The organism is Burkholderia sp. BCC1640, assembly GCF_902833125.1.
Lineage (GTDB): Bacteria > Pseudomonadota > Gammaproteobacteria > Burkholderiales > Burkholderiaceae > Burkholderia > Burkholderia diffusa.
This window is the reverse complement of record NZ_CADFEF010000019.1, coordinates 45,053-64,664: the sequence shown is the minus strand read 5'-3', so window position 1 is coordinate 64,664 and position 19,612 is coordinate 45,053. Positions and strand designations below refer to the sequence as shown.

13 protein-coding genes and 1 pseudogene are annotated in these 19,612 nt (G+C 65.3%); 13 read left to right on the top strand and 1 reads right to left on the bottom strand.

What is annotated here, in order from left to right; translation table 11 throughout:
* Nucleotides 1–28: 28 nt before the first annotated feature.
* Together bktB and HWX25_RS20935 are read left to right on the top strand one after the other, a co-directional pair.
* The gene (bktB, locus tag HWX25_RS20940; RefSeq protein ID WP_175910195.1) at nucleotides 29–1,222 is read left to right on the top strand and encodes a beta-ketothiolase BktB; all 1,194 of its coding nucleotides are present in this window, start codon (nucleotides 29–31) and stop codon (nucleotides 1,220–1,222) included.
* 38 nt (nucleotides 1,223–1,260) lie between these two features.
* Nucleotides 1,261–2,115, top strand: coding sequence for a 3-hydroxybutyryl-CoA dehydrogenase (locus HWX25_RS20935; RefSeq protein ID WP_175910192.1), 855 nt, complete (start codon nucleotides 1,261–1,263; stop codon nucleotides 2,113–2,115).
* Between the two features lie 64 nt (nucleotides 2,116–2,179).
* Here HWX25_RS20935 and HWX25_RS20930 read toward each other — a convergent pair.
* Nucleotides 2,180–2,509 (bottom strand): annotated as a pseudogene (locus HWX25_RS20930) (TetR/AcrR family transcriptional regulator); the annotation flags it as partial.
* Nucleotides 2,510–3,053: 544 nt separating this feature from the next.
* Here HWX25_RS20930 and HWX25_RS20925 point away from each other — a divergent pair.
* From HWX25_RS20925 to HWX25_RS20875, 11 genes are all read left to right on the top strand, one after another.
* Nucleotides 3,054–4,343, top strand: coding sequence for a glycine betaine/L-proline ABC transporter ATP-binding protein (locus tag HWX25_RS20925; RefSeq protein WP_175910306.1), 1,290 nt, complete (start codon nucleotides 3,054–3,056; stop codon nucleotides 4,341–4,343).
* On the top strand, nucleotides 4,340–5,227 hold the full coding sequence (locus HWX25_RS20920; protein ID WP_175910191.1) for a proline/glycine betaine ABC transporter permease: 888 nt from the start codon (nucleotides 4,340–4,342) through the stop codon (nucleotides 5,225–5,227). The genes HWX25_RS20925 and HWX25_RS20920 overlap by 4 nt, the downstream gene beginning before the upstream one ends.
* A 153-nt stretch (nucleotides 5,228–5,380) precedes the next feature.
* Nucleotides 5,381–6,262, top strand: a complete 882-nt coding sequence (locus HWX25_RS20915) for a glycine betaine ABC transporter substrate-binding protein (RefSeq protein WP_175910190.1) — start codon at nucleotides 5,381–5,383, stop codon at nucleotides 6,260–6,262.
* 167 nt (nucleotides 6,263–6,429) lie between these two features.
* Entirely contained in the window at nucleotides 6,430–7,722 is a 1,293-nt protein-coding gene (glyA, locus tag HWX25_RS20910; RefSeq protein WP_175910189.1) for a serine hydroxymethyltransferase, read from the top strand.
* Between the two features lie 163 nt (nucleotides 7,723–7,885).
* Nucleotides 7,886–8,773, top strand: a complete 888-nt coding sequence (locus HWX25_RS20905; RefSeq protein WP_175910187.1) for a dihydrodipicolinate synthase family protein — start codon at nucleotides 7,886–7,888, stop codon at nucleotides 8,771–8,773.
* 6 nt (nucleotides 8,774–8,779) lie between these two features.
* Nucleotides 8,780–10,111 carry an FAD-binding oxidoreductase gene (locus HWX25_RS20900; protein WP_175910185.1) on the top strand — a complete coding sequence of 444 codons (1,332 nt, stop codon included), beginning with the start codon at nucleotides 8,780–8,782 and terminating at the stop codon, nucleotides 10,109–10,111.
* Nucleotides 10,112–10,127: 16 nt separating this feature from the next.
* The gene (locus HWX25_RS20895; protein WP_175910183.1) at nucleotides 10,128–11,621 is read left to right on the top strand and encodes an aldehyde dehydrogenase; all 1,494 of its coding nucleotides are present in this window, start codon (nucleotides 10,128–10,130) and stop codon (nucleotides 11,619–11,621) included.
* A gap of 267 nt (nucleotides 11,622–11,888) precedes the next feature.
* Complete coding sequence (locus HWX25_RS20890; RefSeq protein WP_175910182.1) at nucleotides 11,889–12,890, top strand: LysR substrate-binding domain-containing protein; 1,002 nt, start codon at nucleotides 11,889–11,891, stop codon at nucleotides 12,888–12,890.
* Between the two features lie 29 nt (nucleotides 12,891–12,919).
* Nucleotides 12,920–13,849, top strand: coding sequence for a LysR substrate-binding domain-containing protein (locus HWX25_RS20885; protein WP_175910181.1), 930 nt, complete (start codon nucleotides 12,920–12,922; stop codon nucleotides 13,847–13,849).
* A 178-nt stretch (nucleotides 13,850–14,027) separates the two neighbouring features.
* Nucleotides 14,028–15,284, top strand: a complete 1,257-nt coding sequence (locus HWX25_RS20880; protein ID WP_175910180.1) for an aromatic ring-hydroxylating dioxygenase subunit alpha — start codon at nucleotides 14,028–14,030, stop codon at nucleotides 15,282–15,284.
* Between the two features lie 766 nt (nucleotides 15,285–16,050).
* Nucleotides 16,051–19,572 (top strand): pyruvate carboxylase, encoded by a 3,522-nt coding sequence (locus tag HWX25_RS20875; protein WP_175910179.1) that lies wholly within the window; start codon nucleotides 16,051–16,053, stop codon nucleotides 19,570–19,572.
* Nucleotides 19,573–19,612: the final 40 nt, after the last annotated feature.

Genomic DNA, 19,612 nt, shown 5'->3' with positions numbered 1-19,612 from the left:
GCAGGCGCGAACGAACCGGAGTGAAACGATGAGCAATGCAGCGAAGGAAGTCGTGGTGGTGAGCGGTGTCCGTACCGCGATCGGCGATTTCGGCGGGAGCCTGAAGGATTTCTCGCCGACCGATCTCGGTGCGAAGGTCGTGAGCGAAGTGCTGTCGCGTGCGAACGTTTCGGGTGACGCGGTCGGACATGTCGTGTTCGGCCACGTCGTGAACACCGAGCCGAAGGACATGTATCTCGCGCGCGTCGCGGCGATCAACGGCGGTGTCGCGCAGCACACGCCGGCGCTGACCGTGAACCGCCTGTGCGGCTCGGGCCTGCAGGCGATCGTGTCGGCCGCGCAAACGATCATGCTAGGCGATGCCGACGTCGCGATCGGCGGCGGCTCGGAGAACATGAGCCGCGCGCCGTACACCGTGCCGGCCGCGCGCTTCGGCCAGCGCATGGGCGATGCGAAGCTCGTCGACATGATGCTCGGCGCGCTGCACGACCCGTTCCAGACGATCCACATGGGCGTGACGGCCGAGAACGTCGCACGCAAGTACGGCATTTCGCGTGACGCGCAGGATGCGCTCGCGCTCGAATCGCATCGTCGCGCGGCGCGCGCGATCGCGGAAGGCCGCTTCAAGGACCAGATCCTGCCGATCTCGATCCGCACGAAGAAGGGCGAAGTCGCGTTCGACACCGACGAGCACGTGCGTCACGACGCCGGCCCGGACGATTTCACGAAGCTGAAGCCGGTGTTCGTGAAGGAGGACGGCACGGTGACGGCCGGCAACGCGTCGGGGATCAACGATGCGGCCGCCGCGGTGCTGATGATGAGCGCGGACGCCGCGCGCGCGCAAGGCGTGAAGCCGCTCGCGCGTTTGGTCGCATACGCGCATGCGGGCGTCGATCCGGCGTACATGGGCATCGGCCCGGTGCCGGCCACGCAGAAGGCGCTCGAGCGCGCAGGCCTGAAGATCACCGATCTCGACGTGATCGAGGCGAACGAAGCATTCGCCGCGCAGGCATGCGCGGTCACGCAGGAGCTCGGCCTCGATCCGGCCAAGGTCAACCCGAACGGCTCGGGCATTTCGCTCGGTCACCCGATCGGCGCGACGGGCGCGTTGATCACGGTCAAGGCGCTGTACGAGCTGAAGCGCATCGGCGGGCGTTACGCGCTCGTGACGATGTGTATCGGCGGCGGCCAGGGGATTGCGGCGATCTTCGAGAACATCTGATAATCGACCGCTCAGCATCCGAATACACAGGAATCGTCATGGCCATCGAAACCGTCGGCGTCGTGGGCGCCGGAACCATGGGCAACGGCATTGCGCAGACCACCGCCGTTGCAGGACTGAACGTCGTGATGATCGACGTCAGCGATGCGGCACTCGACAAGGGTGTCGCCGCACTGAAGGGCAGCCTCGAGCGGCTCGTGTCGAAAGAGAAGCTCGCCGCCGCCGCACGCGATGCCGCGCTCGCGCGCATCACGACGTCGACCGATTACGCGAAGCTTGCCGCGGTCGACATCGTGATCGAAGCCGCGACCGAAAACGTCGAGCTGAAGAGCCGCATCCTGAAGCAGATCGAGTCTGTCGCGCGACCCGACGCGATCATCGCGACCAACACGTCGTCGATCTCGATTACCGCGCTCGCGGCGTTGCTCGCCGATCCGTCGCGCTTCGTCGGCATGCACTTCTTCAACCCGGTGCCGCTGATGCCGCTCGTCGAGATCATCCGAGGGCTGCAGACGAGCGACGCGACCGCGTCCGCCGTGCGCGCGCTGACCGAGCGTTTCGACAAGTCACCGATCGGCGTGCGCAATGCGCCGGGCTTCGTCGTGAACCGGATCCTCGTGCCGATGATCAACGAAGCGTTCTTCGTGCTGGCCGAAGGCATCGCGTCGGCCGAGGAGATCGACGCGGGGATGAAGCTCGGCGCGAACCATCCGATCGGGCCGCTCGCGCTGGCGGACCTCGTCGGGCTCGACGTGTGTCTCGCGGTGATGGACGTGTTCCTGAAGGACTTCGGCGACACGAAATACCGTGCGTGCCCGCTGCTGCGCGAGATGGTGTCGGCGGGGCGGCTGGGGCGCAAGACGGGGCGCGGGGTGTACGACTACAGTAAGTAAGCGGCGTCTCAATAGCCTCTTCACGCGGCCGCCTTCGGGCGGCCGTTTGCTTTGCACGGCACGCTTACGCGTCGAGCACCGCCAGATTCTGCGGCAACGTCCGCTTGAATATCGCGAGCAACTGCCATGCTGCCTTCGGTTGCAACGTGATCGCATGGCGCACGGCCGCGGCGATCTGGATCATCATCAACTCCGCGAACGCGCCACGTTGCATGCGCGTGGTGCTGGGCGTCACATCGGCCGGCGCATCGGCGAGCAGCCCGGCCAGGAACGCCCCGTCGGCCCGGTCGAGCGCCCGCAGCGCACGGTCGGCCTGCGTCGCGCGCCAGATGTCGCGCATCAGCGGCTCGTCGACGAACATCCGGTAATAGCTGTCCGTGATGCGCGCGAGCGTGCCGATCACGGACGCCTTGTCCGGAAAGGAATCACGTGCACACGGTGGCATCGGCGGGGGCTTGAATGCCGTTCATCGCGGGGATTGCGGTGCGGTAGTGACAACCTTCGTCGAAAGCCGGCCCTCTTCGTCCGAGAGCCGGTTCGACGGCCATTTGCGCAGTCCAATCCCCGTCTCCTCGGTAGTTTCCCTTAAGTCTTCCCGTCCGGATTTTCCCCTAGCGAGCCGTTTCACGTGCTGCGCGCGCCACATGGCCGCGATTCCCGTCGAATCCCGCGCGGCCCCGCCGGCATTGGCTTTCGCGTCGTTTGCGCAGATCTGCACCATGCGCGCGATTTTGCCCATCTTCGATGCATTACCAAAGGTATGGAAAAGCGCACAGAAAATGTATCTGGAGCGACGAAATTGGATTGATACGCTGCAATCACTGAATCAGCGCCGTCAACCACGCGAGAGCGGCATCGAATCTCTGCAGCAAGCGGGCAATCGATGGCGACACGTGCGAAGTTCGCGGTTTCCGTTACCAGTTAGTCGGGATGACAGAATGGCCCCAAATCTGACGTTTGCACCGGGCGACGTACTTCCCCCCGGAGCAATCTCCACCGACGGTGCGCCGTCGATCGCCCGGTCGGGTGTCGCGACCGGTACCGATATCCTGACCGTCAAGCACCTGTCGAAGATTTTCGGTCCGAGGCCCGAGCGTGCGATCGAGCTGATGAAGCGTGGCGTCGGGCGCAACGAGATCTTCGCCGAAACCGGCAACATGGTGGCGGTCAACGACGTGAGCCTGAGTGTGCGGGCCGGCGAGATCTTCGTGATCATGGGGCTGTCGGGCTCCGGGAAATCGACGCTGGTTCGTCTGCTCAACCGGCTGATCGAGCCGACGTCCGGGCAGGTGGTGCTCGAAGGCCGAGACATCGCACCGATGTCGACACCGGAACTGCGCGACGTTCGACGCCATAAGATGGCGATGGTGTTCCAGTCTTTCGCACTGCTGCCGAACCGAACCGTGATCGACAACATCGCATATGGGCTCGAAGTCGCCGGCATCAAGAAGGCGCAGCGCTACGAGGTCGCGCGCGCCGCACTGGAGCGCGTCGGCCTCGGGTCATACGAAAAGCTGCTGCCGAGCGAGTTGTCCGGCGGCATGCAGCAGCGCGTGGGCCTCGCCCGTGCGCTGGCGGTGAATCCTTCGGTGCTGCTGATGGACGAGGCATTCTCCGCGCTCGATCCGCTGATTCGCTTCGAAATGCAGAACGAACTGCTGCGCCTGCAGAAGGAAGAGCAACGCACGATCGTGTTCATCTCCCACGATATCGAGGAAGCGGTGAAGATCGGCGGCCGAATCGGCATCATGAAGGACGGCTGCCTGATCCAGGTCGGCACGCCGGCCGAACTGATCCAGACGCCGGCTGACGCCTACGTGCAGGACTTCTTCCGCAACGTCGACGTGTCTCGCTTCCTGAAGGCATCCAGCATGATGACGAAGGTCGAGCGCGGACTGCTTCGGTGCGACGTGGGTACACCGTCCGACCGCTACCTGAACCAGCTGATCGACAGCGGCGCCGAGTGCGGCTACGTGTGCGACGAGGCTGGCCATTACCTGGGCTGCGTGACGGCCGCCACGCTGCATCGGTCCGGTGCCAGGCCGATTCGCGAGGCATTCCTGCCGGACTTCAACACGGTGTCGATCGACACGGACCTGCATCGGCTCGCGTCGATCGCGCTCACCCAGCAGCACGACGTGCCGGTGACGGATGCAGCGGGACAACTGGCGGGCGTCGTGTCCTGCCGGACGATACTCAAGCAGATGATGCAACGGAGGGCGGCATGAATTCGTCGGTGATCGGGAAGTTCGCGGAAGACTTCGTCAACTTTCTGTTTCTGCATTTCCGTGTCGGGTTCGACACCTTCTCGGCGGGGCTCGACGCGGTCGTGAAGCTGCTGGAAGACGGTCTCGCCGCCGTGCCGTTCATCGCGATGGTCGTGATCATGGTGGGGCTCGCGCTGTGGCGCCGCGGCATCGTGTTCTCGATCTTCGTCGGCTTCGCGCTGCTCGTCATCCATTACATGGGCTTGTGGGCACAGACGGTCTCGACGCTCGCGCTCGTCACCGCGGCGACCTTCTTCAGCCTCGTGATCGGCGTCCCGCTGGGGATCTGGGGTGCGCGCAACAACCGGATCGGCATGATTCTGCGCTCGCTGCTCGACTTCATGCAGACGATGCCCGCGTTCGTGTACCTGATTCCGGCCGTGATCCTGTTCGGGCTCGGACGCGTGCCGGCGGTGATCGCCACGATCGTGTTCGCGATGCCGCCCGTCGTGCGGCTGACGACTCTTGGGATCCGGCAGGTCCGCGAGGAACTGATCGAAGCAGGCCGCTCGTTCGGGAGCACCGACTGGCAGCTCCTGTGGAAGATCCAGCTGCCGAATGCACTGCCGTCGATCATGGCCGGAGTGAACCAGACGATCATGATGGCACTGTCGATGGTGGTGGTCGCGTCGATGATCGGCGCGGGCGGCCTCGGCGAATACGTGCTGAGCGGCATCCAGCGTCTCGACATCGGAATCGGCTTCGAAGGCGGGCTGGGCGTCGTGCTGCTCGCGATCGTGCTGGATCGCTTGACGGAGAGCTTCGGCGTGAAGGCGAAGAAGAAGGTGAAGAAGCCGATCGCGCGTGCCGGCAAGGCCGGCCCGCGTGGCGCGGCACGTACCTGACGAACCAGGCAGTCGAAGGCGGTTGACGGACGATGAAGCGCCGCGGCCACGGTGCCGCGGCGGAACCGGTGTAGCAGTGCGTGGAGACCAGAAACGCCGACCAAAGGCGTTCCTCACATTTGAAAGACTCGCGTGATTAACAAGGAGTGCTAGATGAATACCCATACGTTCAAGTCGCTTCTGGCGAAACTTGCGGTATCGACGGTGGTTGCCTGCGGCGCAGGTGTAGGAGCGGCGTCGGCGGCCGAGCCGGTCAAGATCGCGGTGACCAACTGGGCTGACGTGCTCGCGGTGGCCAACGTCGCTAAGTACGTGCTGGAAACGCAACTCAAGCAACCGGTGCAGTTCGTCCAGGCCGACATCGGCATTCAGTACCAGGGCGTCGCCCGCGGGGATCTCGACATCATGGTCGGCGGCTGGCTGCCGGTCACGCACGGGACGTACTACGCGAAGTACAAGAACGACCTGGACGACGTCGGCATCATCTATACCGGCGGCAGGAACGGCTGGGCGGTGCCGACCTACGTTCCGGAGTCGGAGCTGTCGTCGATCGCCGACCTGAGCAAGCCGGAAGTCAAGAGCAAGCTGAACGGCACGGTCCAGGGCATCGAGCCGGGCGGCGGTCTGATGCAGGCATCCGAGAAGACCATCAAGGCGTACAACCTGGACGGCTACAACCTCCAGGCGTCGAGCGAAGCCGGCATGCTGGCGAGCGTGTCACGTGCGTACCAGTCGAAGCAGTGGATCGTCGCGACAGTGTGGAGCCCGCACTGGTTGTTCCAGAAATGGCAGATGCGTTACCTGAAGGATCCGAAGGGCACGCTGGGCGGTGAAGAGCAGATCCACGCGTTCGCATCGAAGAAGTTCGCCGGCAAGTTTCCGCGCGCCGACGTGTTCTTCAAGCACCTGAAGCTGACGCTGGCCGACGTCGAAGCCATCGAGTTCGAAGGCAACAGCACAAACGACTACGCGACGGCCGCGAAGAAGTTCGTCGATGCACACCCGGAGAAGCTGAAGGCATGGCTGCAGCAGTAAAGCCGCGCCCAAGCGGCGCGGACGGCGCGATCGGCGTCGTCCGCGCGAACCGGCCGGTCTTACCGACCGAAGTCGATGGCCGGGGCCGCGACGAGGGCGCCGGCCTCGCAGTGTGCGGTACACGCAATCCACGCAGCACGTCACGAATCGCGTCGCGGAGTCAGCAAGTGAACGAGAACGCCCGCTTTTTTTCCGAAACGCTTCAGAGTCGGGATCCGGTGATCGCGTCGGAAATCGCACTCGAACTGCGTCGCCAGCAGAGCCAGATCGAACTGATCGCGTCCGAAAACATCGCGTCGTCGGCGGTGCTGGAAGCACAGGGCACCGTACTGACGAACAAGTACGCGGAAGGCTATCCGTCGCGGCGGTACTCCGGCGGTTGCGACCATGTCGACCGGATCGAGGCGCTTGCGATCGATCGCGCGTGCGCGCTGTTCGACGCCACGCATGCGAACGTCCAGCCGCATTCGGGCGCGCAGGCCAACGGCGCGGTGATGCTCGCGCTCGTCAAGCCCGGCGACACGGTGATGGGCATGTCGCTCGATGCGGGCGGCCTTACGCACGGCGCGCGGCCCACGCTGTCGGGGAAGTGGTTCAACGCGGTCCAGTACGGCGTGAACCCCGACACGCTGCGCATCGATTACGACGACGTGCGGCGGCTCGCCGAGCGTAATCGCCCGAAACTGATCATCGCCGGTTACTCCGCGTATCCGCGCGCGCTCGACTTCGCCGCGTTTCGCGAGATCGCCGACAGCGTCGACGCGAAGCTGATGGTCGACATGGCGCACATCGCCGGCATTGTCGCGGCGGGCCGGCATCAGAACCCGGTGCCGTTCGCCGACGTGGTGACGTCCACCACGCACAAGACGCTGCGCGGCCCGCGCGGTGGCTTCATCCTGACGAACCACGCCGAGGTCGCGAAGCAGATCGATTCGGCGGTGTTTCCGGGCTTGCAGGGCGGCCCGTTGATGCATGTCGTCGCCGGCAAGGCGGTGGCCTTCGCGGAAGCGCTTCGTCCAGAGTTCACCCGCTATATCGACCAGATGCTGCGCAACGCACAGGCGCTCGCGCACGTGCTGGCGGCCGGCGGTCTGACGCTCATCACGGGCGGCACCGACAACCACCTGCTGCTGGTCGACCTGCGGTCAAGACGCATTACCGGCACGCAGGCCGAGAAGGCACTGGAGCGCGCCGGCATCACGTGCAACAAGAACGGGATTCCGTTCGATACGGAAAACCCGTCCGTCACGTCTGGCATTCGGCTCGGCACGCCGGCCGGCACGACGCGCGGCTTCGGAACCGCGCAGTTCGAGCAGATCGGCGAAATGATTCTCGACGTGCTGGCAGCGCTGGGGCGCAATCCGGACGGCGATGAGGCGGTCGAGCGGGCGGTCCGGACCCGCGTGCGCGACCTGTGCAGCCAGTTCCCCATCTACGCGCCTGCGGAGGCGTTTGCCTGATCCTGGAGTCGGGCCTGGCGTAGGAAATCATACGGATCACGTATCGAATCGATCGGAAGCTGGCTGCGCGAATGCAGCGGCGTACCGATGACGTTTTGTCGAATTGCCGGTTTCATGCCTGACGGCTGAAACCTGGCGCAACCACTTGATTGAGGAATCGAAAATGAGCTTCGAGGGCGTACACACACCGCTGGTCACCCCGTTCGACGCGGATGGCGAAATCAACCACGAACTGCTGGGTCGCCACGCGGCCGATCTCGCCGGCCGGGTATCCGGTCTCGGCATCGGCGGGACGACAGGCGAATACTACGCATTGAGCTTCGACGAGCGTGTGCGCACGTTCGACACGGTTGCCGCCGCGGCCGGTGGCAAGACATTCCTGACCGCGGGTATCAACGCGACGACGACGAAGGAAGTGCTGCGCCTCGGCCGCGAAGCGAAGCGCGCGGGGCTGAACGCGCTGCTCGTTGCAGCGCCGTACTACGCGCAACCGACGCAGCAGGAACTGCTCGCGCACCTGCTCACGGTCGACGACGCGCTCGACATGCCGATCATGCTCTACAACTTCCCGGCCCGCACGGGCACCGAAATCGGAGACGACATTCTCGAGCAATTGCTCGAGCGAAAGAATTTCGTCGCGATGAAGGAAAGCACCGGCGACATCGCGCATCTGCATCATCTGTCGACGCACTTCAGCGGCCGGCTCGTGCTGAGCTGCGGGATGGACGACCAGGCGCTCGAGTTCTTCGCGTGGGGCGCGCGCAGCTGGGTCGGCGGCGCATCGAACTTCCTGCCCGAAGCGCACACCGATCTGTTCGACGCATGCGTGGAGCGCGGCGATTTCGCGACCGGTCGCAAGCTGATGGCACAACTGCTGCCGGTGCTCGAACTGCTCGAGCGCAGCGGCAAGTTCATTCAGTACGTGCGCTACGGCTGCGAGCTGGCCGGCTTGCCGGTCGGCGTCGCCCGTGCGCCGCTCGGTGCGCTGTCGGACGACGAGCGCGATGCGTTCGCGAAGCTCGTGAAGCCGCTGCTGCGCGACGGTCGGTAATTCACCATGAGCTCGACTCTGGAATTCGCGCGGTTTCCGGCGCCGGACGGGATGAACGGCTGGTGGGAGAGTCTGCCGCCGGCGCCGGAAGCGAGGACCGTGACGTCCGACAGCCGGTTCGACTGGGTGGTCGTCGGCGGCGGCATCACCGGGCTTTGCGCGGCGCGGCGGCTGGCGGAACTGGCACCCGGCGCGTCCGTCGCGCTCGTGGAGGCCGACCGGATCGGCCGCACGACGGCCGGGCGCAATTCCGGATTCTTCGTCGATCTGCCGCACGACATCAGCAGCGAAAGCTACTCGCGCAGCATCGAGGAGGATCGTGCGGACGTGCGGTTTCAGCGGCATGGCATCGACTATGTGCGCGAGATCGTGCGGCGCTTCGGCATCGATTGCGACTGGCGCGACGACGGCAAATTCCACGCGTCGGTCAACAAGAAGGGTGCCGCCGCGCTCGCGCATTTCGCCGACGGGCTGGCCCGCATCGGCGAAGCGTGCGAATGGCTCGACCAGGCCGGCATCCAGGGGGTGACCGGAACCGACTTTTACACGAGCGCGCTGTTCACGCCGGGCTGCAGCACCGTGCAGCCGGCGGCGCTGATGCGTGGCCTGGCGGCGACGCAACCGGACAACGTGACGGTGTTCGAACTCAGCCCGGTGACGCGGATCGAACCGCGCGGCGACACGCGCGTGCTGCATTTCGCCGGCGGCACGATCGTCGCGAAGCAGGTGATCCTGTGCACGAACGCATACGCGGCGACCTTCGGCATGCATTCGAACGGCTTGCTGCCCGTCTATACGTTCGCGTCGCTCACGCGCCCGATGAACCCCGACGAAGTGGCGAAACTCGGCGGCACGCGGTCGTGGGCGCTGATTCCGGCCGATCCGATGGGCACGACGGTGCGGCGTCTGATCACGAATCGCATTTGCGTGCGCAACCATTTCGCGTTCCGGCCGGACGTGAAGATATCGCAGGCCGATCTCGCGAAGTCCCGGCATCTGCATCAACGCTCGTTCGAGCGACGCTTCCCGATGCTCGGCGGCGTCGAGCTCGAATATACGTGGGGCGGGCCGCTGTGCCTGTCCGCGAACAACGGTGCGCTGTTCGGCAGGCGCGACGACGGCCTCTACGAGGCGATCGGCTGCAATGGCCTCGGCCTGAGCCGCGGGTCGGCCTCCGGCAAGCTGATTGCCGAATATGCGCTCGGCGAATCGAACAGCCTCGTGCAGCAGTTGCTCAAGCAGCCGCATCCGCGCCCGCTGCCGGTTCGACCGATCGTCGACCTGGCCGTGTCGGCGACAATCTGGGCCAAGGAATTCTCGGCCGGTGCCGAGCTTTGATTATTGAGGAAACAACATGACGACCCATCAGGATTGGAAGCAGAAAGCGAACGCGTTGTCGCTCGACGGTCGCGCGTTCATCGCGGGGCAGCGCGGCGCGTCGGCGTCGGGCGAGACGTTCGCGACGCTCAACCCCGCCTCCGGCGAGGTGCTCGCCGAGGTCGCGCGATGCGGCGAACGCGACGTCGACCGCGCGGTCGCGGCCGCGCGCGACGCGTTCGAATCCGGCGTCTGGTCGAAGGCCGCGCCCGCGCACCGCAAGGCGGTATTGCTGCGGGTCGCGCAACTGATCGACGAGCATGCCGAGGAACTCGCGCTGCTCGAAGCGCTGGAAGCCGGCAAGCCGATCGGCGAATGCCTGGGGCTCGACATTCCCGAGTCGGCCGCGTGCATTCGCTGGCACGCGGAGGTGACCGACAAGCGCTACGACGCGTTGTCGCCGTCCGGTGCGGGCGTGGTGAGCATGATCACGCGCGAGCCGATCGGCGTCGTCGGCGCGGTGCTGCCGTGGAATTTCCCGGCACTGATGCTCGCGTGGAAGATCGGCCCCGCGCTGTCGGTCGGCAACAGCGTGGTCGTGAAGCCGGCCGAACAGACGTCGCTGTCGACGCTGCGGATCGCCGATCTCGCGCTCGAAGCGGGCGTGCCGCCGGGCGTGTTCAGCGTCGTCACCGGGTTCGGCGGCGAGGCCGGCGAGGCGATCGGCCGCCACCGGGACGTCGATCTCGTCGCGTTCACCGGCTCGACGGCCACCGGCAAGCGGTTCCTGCACTACTCGGCCGATACGAACCTGAAGCGCGTCGTGCTCGAATGCGGCGGCAAGAATCCGCAGGTCATCCTGCCGGACGTCGCGAACCTTGACGCGGTGGCCGAGCAGGCGGTCGCGGCCGCGTTCTGGAACATGGGCGAGAACTGCAGCGCCGGCTCGCGGATCATCGTTCCGGCGAGCCGGAAGGCGGAACTGCTGGAGAAGGTCGAGGCGGTGCTCGCCGGGTGGAAGACCGGCGATCCGCTCGACCCGGACGTGAAGCTCGGCGCGCTGATCGAGCAGAAGCATTACGAGAAGGTGCTCGGCCATATCGAACAGGCGAAGGCGGAAGGCGCGCGCGTGGTGTGCGGCGGGCGCGCGATCCTCGCGGAGACGGGCGGCTGGTTCGTCGAGCCGACGATCTTCGATCAGGTGACGCCGGAGATGAGCATCGCGCGCGACGAGGTGTTCGGGCCGGTCGTGTGCTTCATCGAATACGACGACGTCGACGATGCGGTGCGGATCGCGAACGACACGTGCTATGGGCTGGCCGCGTCGCTGTGGACCGACAACGTGAACAGCGCGCACAAGGTCGCCGCGCGGATTCGTGCCGGAACCGTCACCGTGAACTGCTTCGGCGAAGGCGACCTGTCGACGCCGTTCGGCGGCTTCAAGCAGTCGGGTTTCGGCGGACGCGACAAATCCGTGTACGCGCACGATCAATATTGCGAGCTGAAGACCACCTGGCTGAAGCTGGACTGAGTGCACGCGCGGGCCGCGCGGCGGGGCCGACGAACATGCCGATCCGCCGTGCGCCTTGCAGTCCCCGTCATCGCTTCCGATAATGGCGACGCAGTGCACGATCGATCGAGAATGGCGTCATCGCAACGCTGCCCGGCCGACTCGCGAGCCGTAATATTCAGACAATCGAAAGGCTTGCGATGAAACTGTCCGCGGGCAGCCGATGGGGACGGTCGTCGACGAATGCGTCGACGCTGCGTCCGACCTCCGTTTTTGAGAGTGAACGCCATGTTGAAGAAGCAATTGTTTGCAGACCGACTCCTCGCGCAGATGCCGTCGCTTCGCGCGCTGCGGTGTTTCGTGACGGCGGCGCGCTACGAGAGCTTCACTCAAGCGGCCGAGGTGCTTTGCGTGACGCAGGCCGCGATCAGCCGGCAGATCAAGGAGCTCGAGGATTCGCTCGACGTCGCGCTGTTCGAGCGAACCGGCCGGCATATCGCGCTGACGGATGCGGGGCGCGTCCTCTACAACGCGTCGTACCTGTCGATCATGAACATCGCCGAGGCGGCGGAGGCCGTGCGCCGGACCGACAAGCATGCGTTGATGGTCTGCGTGTCGCATACGTTCTCGGCGCTGTGGCTGTCGTCGCGGCTGCCCGCGTTTCGCGAGCGGTTTCCGGATATCCGGCTGAACGTGATCGTCACCGAGCACTTCATGGAACTCGACGGGCTCATCGAGCCCGACGTGATCATCACGAAGAACCCGCCGCGCGAGCCCGAGTTCGAGGCCGAGCCGCTGTTTCACGACATCGTGTATCCGGTGTGCAGCCCGTCGTTTCACGAGCGGCATTTTCACGGCCGGTCGCTGAAGCCGCTCGACCTGCTTTCGAGCCCGACCCTGAACCTGTCGATGCTCGGCCGCGCGCAGGTCTGCGAGCACGTGGACTGGCGCGTGTGGCGCAACTGGTTCCAACAGAGCGACGGCACCGACATGCTGACCGGGAACAAGTATCTGGAAAGCAACGACTACCGGCTGCTCGTCGCGCAGGCCGAAGCCGGCGAGGGCACGCTGCTGGGCTGGCACCACCTCGTGCACCGTCAGATCGACCAGGGCATCCTGATGCGGCCGGTGCAGGACGTGCTGGTGTTTCGCGATCGCCATCACTATCTGATCACCCACCGGAATGCGCAGCCGCGCGAGGAATACCGGCTGTTCCGGAAGTGGCTCGGCGACGAGGTCGGCGTGATGATGCGCGGCTGGCTCGATGCCGGCGTCGAGATCGCTCAATAGCACGCCGCCCCGCATCGCGCGTTCGTCAGATGAAAGCTGCGTTGTCATCGCCCAAAGGTTATCGTCGTCTGATCCCGTCCGTGACCGCACTCGTCGAATTCGAGGCGGTTGCCCGCCTCGGCAGCTTCACGCTGGCCGCGCACGAGCTCGGCGTCACGCAGGCCGCGGTGAGCCGGCAGATCAGGTTCCTCGAGGAAGTGCTCGGCACGCGCCTGTTCCATCGGCTGCATCGCTCGATCGCGCTGACCGAAGAGGGGGAGGCGCTGTACCGGGTGGTCGCCGAGTCGATGCAGAAGATCGCCGGCGTGTTCGATCGCCTGACGAGCGGCCCGATCCGGCAGGAACTCGTCCTCGCGGCGACCTCCGCGTTCTCGCATTTCTGCCTGCTGCCGCGGCTTGCCGCGTTGAAGACCGCGCAGCCCGAACGGCAACTGCGTCTCGCGACGCTGATGTTTACCGCCGATCTTCGACACAACGAAATCGATATCGCGGTGCGCTACGGGAATGGTCGCTGGGCCGGTGGCACCGCGATCCTGCTGTTCGACGAGGAAGTATTTCCCGTCTGCTCGCCGGCCTGGCTGCGGCAGCACGGCACGCCGGAATCGCTGACGGAACTCGCCGCCGTCGCGCTGGTGGAGTCCGATTCGACATCGGAGGGCTGGATGGGGTGGGAGGCGTGGTTCCATGCCGTCGGCTTCCGGCCCGACCGCCTGAATTACGCGCTGCGCTGCAGCCTGTACACCGATGCGATCGACGCCGCGCGCTACGGTCATGGTGTCGCGCTCGGCTGGGGGCGGCTCGTTCATGACCTGCTCGACGCTGGGGAACTGGTGCGATTGCCGGTGGCATCCCTGCAGATGACGGACGCCTACTACATCGTGGTGCCGCACGGAAAGAGGATCACGCCGGCGATCGGCGGCCTCGTCGACTGGCTGCGGGCCGACGGCGGGCAGCGCTGACCCGGCTCGGTGACCGGATTTCCCCGGCACTTTTCCGCACACCCGATTCGCATGACGCAAGGTAATGCCAGAACGAAAATAAAGCGCGTTGATGCTCCTTTTCGGCAATCCAATACTGAAATCGACGCGGAACATTCGAAGCCGCGCGATTCCATCAACACCGGATTGGAGAAAGACGATGTCCGAAGTACAAGTCAAGACGCATGGCGAGCTGGTCCGCGGCCGCCAATCGGGCCACGGGATGCCCGGTGAGCTGTTCGGCCGTCAGGACGTATTCGAAACGGATGTCGAAGTCTTCTTCCGGAAGCACTGGATCCTGGTCGGCGTGACCGCCGACGTTCCGGAGCCCGGCGACGTGTCGACCGTCGACATCGGAAAGTCGTCGATCCTCATCGTGCGCGACGACGACGAGAACATCCGTGCCCACCGGAACGTGTGCCGCCACCGCGGCGCGCGCCTTAAGGAGGCCGGGAAGTCGACCGTCGGAATGCTCGTATGTCCTTATCATCAATGGACCTACGATCTCGATGGCACACTGCGCCACGCGACGCACATGGGCAAGGATTTCGACACGAAGTGCCGCAGCCTGATTCCGGTGAAGACCCGGATCATCGGCACGCACATCTTCGTATGTCTCGACGACGATGCACCCGAAGATATCTCGAAGCTCGAGGAGACGATGGCGCCACGCTTCGCGCCGTACGACCTGCGGCATACGAAGATCGCGTTCGAGCAGGAGATCGTCGAGAACGGCAACTGGAAGCTGGTGATCGAGAACAACCGCGAGTGCTACCACTGCGCTGGCACTCATCCGGAGCTGACCGCTTCGTTCCTGCCCGAGGATTTCGGCATCTGCCCGGAAAACCTCACGGAAGAACAGCGTCAGGCGTTCGAGGAATACCAGGCGCGCAATGCCACCTGCCAGGCGAACTGGGAGCGTGAAGGCTTCGTCGGCTCGACCGTCGAATGGCTCGACGAGGATGCCGTCACGCAGTTCAGGACGCAGCAGCTCGTGATCGCCGGCGAGGGGGAATCGCAGACGATGAGCACGAAGGTGGCGAGCACGAAGCTGTTCGGCGAGCTGGAGCGGCGCGATCTCGGCGATATGCATCTGTGGACGCACAATTCGTGGACCCACGTGATGAGCGACCACGCGGTGATCTCGTACATCATCCCGCTCGCACCGGACAAGACGCTCGTGCGCACGAAATGGCTCGTCCATGCCGACGCGGTCGAGGGCGTCGATTACACACTGTCGGATCTGACCGAGGTATGGGTCGCGACGAATACGCAGGACAAGCACCTCGTCGAGATCACGCACGCGGGCACGCAGGACCCCGCGTATGCGCCGGGTGTGTTTTCGCCGTTCACCGAGGCTTACGTCGATCGGTTCTCACGCTGGTATTCGGCGCGGTTGAGCGCACATGGAGTCTGACGCCGGTTGGACGCGCCGAGAGAGGATCGGAGTCGATCCGTCCCGGCGCGCAGGATTTCAGAATTGAAACTTCGATTCCATATCTGAGCCGATATGGCGCCGCGCTTCGCGTCCGGTCCCCGACCATCAACGCTGTCCGTTCGATATCGAACGTGGCCTGCTTTTTGCGTTAACCGGACGACATGCTCGATGTCCTCTCGTCTGACCGGTCTTTCCTGATGAAACGAAGCGGACAGTTCGAGAGGCGACTCGCTTTTCAATCGTAAGGTGAATGCAATGACTGGCAGCGGTAAACGAAACACGGTACCGGGCAACGACGCGCGCTGCGTAGCGCCGGAGCGCGAGGCGGACGCAGATCGATCCGCGACGACGCGCGAATCGTCCGGTGAACGACGACCCGATACGAACTGGGCATGGGCAAAGGGAACGGCGGGCTACGACTGGATGGATCACGCACCACTTTTCGATCACCGCGATTGATCCTGTCGCGAACGCAGGTCGTGCCACGGGATCGCCCCGTGGTTCGACCGACGACGATCGATGATCGACCTGCGAGCCGGTCCCTTATTTCCCGCTGGTCGGCTGGATGCTATTCGTCGTCGCGATGTCGATAGCGGCCATCCGGCGATCTGGCGAACATGTCGACTGGCGAAAGCCAGGGACGATGCAACCTCGAATGACCGACGCGCGAATCCGCACGCCGCCCAGCGAAGCAGGCGGGTGGAGGACGGCGCGTCGGCGAGCTCAATTCAACCATTCACTTTCCATGGCCGCCGTGACGCCTACCCCCATCCAGTCCATCCTGATCGCGAACCGCTCGGAAATCTCGATTCGCGTGATGCGTGCCGCCGCCGAACTGAACATGCGTACGGTCGCGGTGTATTCGAAGGAAGACCGCCTTGCGCTGCACCGCTTCAAGGCGGACGAGAGCTACCTGATCGGCGAAGGCAAGAAGCCGCTCGCCGCGTATCTCGACATCGACGACATCCTGCGCGTCGCGCGGCAGGCGAAGGTCGACGCGATCCACCCCGGCTACGGCTTCCTGTCGGAGAACCCCGATTTCGCGCAGGCGGTGATCGATGCCGGCATTCGCTGGATCGGTCCGTCACCGGACCTGATGCGCACGCTCGGCAACAAGGTGGCCGCGCGCAATGCGGCGATCGCGGCCGGCGTGCCCGTGATGCCGGCGACCTCGCCGCTGCCGGACGACCTCGACGCCTGCAAGGCGCTGGCCGCGGAAGTCGGCTATCCGCTGATGCTCAAGGCGAGCTGGGGCGGCGGCGGGCGCGGGATGCGCGTACTGGAAAACGATCAGGACCTCGAAACCCTGCTGCCGGTCGCGCGTCGCGAGGCGCTTGCCGCGTTCGGCAACGACGAGGTGTACGTCGAGAAACTCGTGCGCAACGCGCGGCACGTCGAGGTACAGATACTCGGTGACCTGCACGGCACGGTCGTGCATTTGTACGAGCGCGACTGCACGGTGCAGCGGCGCAACCAGAAGGTGGTCGAGCGCGCGCCGGCGCCGTATCTTGACGACGCAGGCCGGCAGGCGCTGTGCGAATCCGCGCTGCGCCTGATGCGCGCGGTCGGTTATACGCACGCGGGCACCGTCGAATTCCTGATGGATGCCGACACCGGCCAGTTCTACTTCATCGAGGTGAACCCGCGCATCCAGGTCGAGCACACGGTGACCGAGATGATCACCGGCATCGACATCGTGAAGGCGCAGATCCGCATCACGGAAGGTGGCCGGATCGGGCTTGCGGAGGACGTCGTGAACGGCGACGGCGCGATCGTCGAACGTGCGGCCGGCGTGCCCGCTCAGCAGGCGATTCCGCTGAACGGCAATGCATTGCAATGCCGGATCACGACCGAGGACCCGGAGAACGACTTCCTGCCCGACTATGGGCGGCTCACCGCGTACCGCAGCGCGGCGGGCTTCGGCGTGCGCCTCGACGCCGGCACTGCATACGGCGGCGCGGTGATCACGCCGTACTACGACTCGCTGCTCGTCAAGGTGACGACCTGGGCGCCGACGGCCGCCGAATCGATCCACCGGATGGATCGCGCGCTGCGCGAGTTCCGGATTCGCGGCGTCACGTCGAACCTGCAGTTCCTCGAGAACGTGATCAATCACCCGGCCTTCATCGCGGGCGACGTGACGACGCGCTTCATCGACAAGACCCCGGAACTGCTCGAATTCGCGAAGCGCGGCGATCGCGCGACGAAGCTGTTGCGCTATCTCGGCGAGCTGAACGTGAATGGGAACGCCGAGATGAGCGGCCGCACGCTGCCGGCATTGCCGTTGTCGAAGCCCGTGCTGCCGAAGGTCGATACGGCGATGCCAATTCCGGCCGGCACACGCGATCGCTTGCGCGAGCTCGGCCCCGAGAAATTCGCGACCTGGATGCTGGACCAAAAGCAGGTGCTGCTGACCGACACGACGATGCGTGACGCGCACCAGTCGCTGTTCGCGACGCGCATGCGCACCGCCGACATGCTGCCGATCGCGCCGTTCTACGCGCGCGAGCTGTCGCAGCTGTTCTCGCTCGAATGCTGGGGCGGCGCGACCTTCGATGTCGCGCTGCGCTTCCTGAAGGAAGACCCGTGGGAACGCCTTGCGCTGCTGCGCGAACGCGTGCCGAACATCCTGTTCCAGATGCTGCTGCGCGGCTCGAACGCGGTCGGCTACACGAACTACGCGGACAACGTCGTGCGTTTCTTCGTGCAGCAGGCCGCGAGCGCGGGCGTCGACGTGTTCCGCGTGTTCGACTCGCTGAACTGGGTGCGCAACATGCGTGTGGCGATCGATGCGGTCGGCGAGAGCGGGATGCTGTGCGAAGGCGCGATCTGCTACACCGGTGACCTGTTCGACACGTCACGTTCGAAGTACGACCTCAAATACTACGTCGGCATCGCACGCGAGCTGCAGCAGGCCGGCGTGCACGTGCTCGGCATCAAGGACATGGCCGGCATCTGCCGCCCTCAGGCGGTCGCCACACTTGTGAAGGCGCTCAAGGAAGAAACCGGGCTGCCCGTGCATTTCCATACGCACGACACGAGCGGGATCGCCGCGGCGTCGGTGCTCGCGGCAGTCGGTGCGGGCTGCGATGCGGTGGACGGCGCGCTCGACGCGATGAGCGGGCTCACGTCGCAGCCGAACCTGTCGAGCATCGCGGCGGCGCTGGCCGGCGGCGAGCGCGATCCGGGGCTGGACCAGGACCGCCTGCACGAAGCGTCGATGTACTGGGAAGGCGTGCGCCGGTATTACGCGCCGTTCGAATCGGAGATCCGCGCGGGTACGGCCGACGTCTACCGCCACGAGATGCCCGGCGGCCAGTACACGAACCTGCGCGAACAGGCGCGCTCGCTCGGCATCGATCACCGCTGGACCGAGGTGTCGCGCGCGTATGCGGACGTGAACCGCCTGTTCGGCGACATCGTCAAGGTCACGCCGACGTCGAAGGTGGTCGGCGACATGGCGCTGATGATGGTCGCGAACGACCTCGCCGTGGACGACGTGCGCAACCCGGACAAGGACATCGCGTTCCCCGAGTCGGTCGTGTCGCTGTTCAAGGGCGAGCTGGGCTTCCCGCCCGACGGCTTCCCGGCGGACCTGTCGCGCAAGGTGCTCAAGAGCGAGCCGCCGGCGCCGTATCGTCCCGGCGACCAGATTCCGCCGGTCGATCTCGATGCGGTGCGCAAGCAGGCCGAGGCCGCCTGCGAGCAGCCGCTCGACGACCGGCAACTCGCGTCCTACCTGATGTATCCGAAACAGACGGTCGACTATTACGCGCACGTTCGCGCGTATAGCGACACGTCGGTCGTGCCGACGCCGGCGTTCCTGTACGGACTGCAGCCGCAGGAGGAAGTGGCGATCGACATCGAGCCGGGCAAGACGCTGCTCGTGTCGCTGCAGGGCCAGCACGCCGATGCGCAGGACGGCATCGTGAAAGTGCTGTTCGAGCTGAACGGCCAGTCGCGTTCGGCGCTGGTCGAGCAGAAGAGCGTCGTGCAGGCGGGCAAGGAGCGTCATGGCCTGCAGCGTGCCGACCCGGCGAATCCGCTGCACGTGGCCGCGCCGATGCCGGGCTCGGTCGTGACGGTGGCCGTGCAACCGGGGCAGCGTGTGTCGGCCGGCACGACGCTGATCGCGCTCGAGGCGATGAAGATGGAAACGCACATCGCGGCGGAGCGCGACTGCGAGATCGCGGCCGTGCATGTGAAGCCGGGTGATCGGGTGGCGGCGAAAGATCTGCTGATCGAGTTGAAAGACCCGACGCAATGAGGGTTGCCGCGATCGGTCGTGCGTGGTGACCGAGCGGTGC